1 protein-coding gene is annotated in these 1,086 nt (G+C 78.4%); it reads right to left on the reverse strand.

Features of this window, described 5'->3' with window-relative positions:
* Positions 1 to 709, reverse strand: a 709-nt coding sequence (locus tag ABD308_RS08555; protein WP_344330131.1) for a thioesterase II family protein, incomplete at its 3' end; no start/stop codon positions are given.
* Positions 710 to 1,086: the final 377 nt, after the last annotated feature.

The raw sequence follows: 1,086 nt of genomic DNA on the forward strand, positions 1-1,086 counted from the left end.
GGCCGGGCCGGTCGACGGTGGCGAGCAGGTGCCCGCCGGGCAGGACGCGGTGGCCGAAGGCGCCCCGGGTGTGGGCGGCCCAGACGGTGAGGTCGGTGGTGGCGAGCATCGGGTCGTCGGCTCCGGCCAGCGCGTACAGCGCGGAGCCGATCGGCGTGTGCGGCCGGTGCCGGTAGGTGGCACTCACGGCGAGATCGGTGCGGATGCCGCCGAGGGCGAGTTCGACCAGCTCCGGATCGGCCCGGACCAGTTCCTCCAGGCCGGTCAGGCGCAGGAGTTCGGCCGCGTCGAGGTCCTTGGACTCGCGCTCGGTCCACTCGGCCGGGCACGGCGCCCCCGCCACGACGACCAGCCCTGGCCGGCGCGGGGCGGGCAGCGCCCGGGCCACCTCGTAGGCGAGCAGGGCGCCGAAGCTCTGCCCGTAGAACGCGACCCGGTGCCCTGAGCCGATGTGCGGAGCGAGCGCCCCGGCGACGTCCTCGACCAGCGCGGCGAAGTCGGCGGGCATCGGATCCCGGCTACGGCCGCCCCGGGCGGGCGGGCGCAGCGCCCACACCTCGGCGGCGGGCGCGATGGCCCGGGCGAGGGGTGTGAACGCGGTCGCGTCGCCCCCGGCGTGCGGGAAGCAGAACAGGCGCACGGGGGTGGAAGGTTGGGGCGCGGGGAGGAGGAACCAGTCCCCCTCGGTCCGGGGCCGCGCGGCGGGCACGGCGTGGACGCGAACTGGTGGCGGTGGCGACGATGACGGTGGCGGAGCCGCTGCCGGCCTCGGGCGGGCGGTAACCGGCGGACGGTGCGGGAGAGAGCCTGCGGCCGGACGCGGCCGGGAGGTGATCGGCGGACGGGAGGAGGCAGCGGGCCCACCATCCGCCGCACCACCGGTCACGGGCCCGGGCGCGCCAGGGCGGAAGGTCCGCGCCGGGCCGGGGCGGACAGAGGCGGCAGGCCCACCATCCGCCGCACCACCGGTCACGGGCCCGGGCGCGCCAGGGCGGAAGGTCCGCGCCGAACCCGGGCGGGATCCGAGCGGCGGACCGTCGGAAGAGCCCGGGCTGTCCACAGCCGGGGCGGTCGGCAGGCCGTCCG

This window comes from Kitasatospora putterlickiae (assembly GCF_039527695.1).
GTDB lineage: Bacteria > Actinomycetota > Actinomycetes > Streptomycetales > Streptomycetaceae > Kitasatospora > Kitasatospora putterlickiae.